Annotated in this window: 1 pseudogene; it reads left to right on the top strand. The window is 42.4% G+C overall.

Annotated features, from left to right (window positions below):
* Positions 1-15: 15 nt before the first annotated feature.
* Positions 16-340: pseudogene (locus tag RYX56_RS21580) on the top strand (GTP-binding protein); the annotation flags it as partial.

Genomic DNA, 340 nt, shown 5'->3' with positions numbered 1-340 from the left:
AAAAAGACGATTCAGTTGAATCCGGATTATCCGAATGTCACAACGATTGCCCGCCGATTTTTCGAAGAGCGGGAGGATTGGGAAAATGCCGTTGAACTGGCGGTAAATGAAGCAAAACGGACGGAGTCGCTTGTATGGTTTGATATTCTGGGCGGGTATGTCGAACAAGGTGTAACAAAAGTCTTTGCACCTAGTTATTTTGCTCAGGCCTTGGCGATTCTTTTTTACCGTGATAAGAAAAAGTTTGAACAGCTTGTAACAGCGTTTTGGAATAGCTGCAGACATGAGGATGCCTATTTTACTTGGGTCAACGAAATCAATCATCTGTTATTAAATCTTG

It is taken from the genome of Alkalihalophilus lindianensis (genome assembly GCF_032843265.1).
GTDB lineage: Bacteria > Bacillota > Bacilli > Bacillales > Bacillaceae_D > Alkalihalophilus > Alkalihalophilus lindianensis.
Note: the sequence above shows the minus strand (reverse complement) of the source record. Positions and strands in the feature narration are given on the sequence as shown.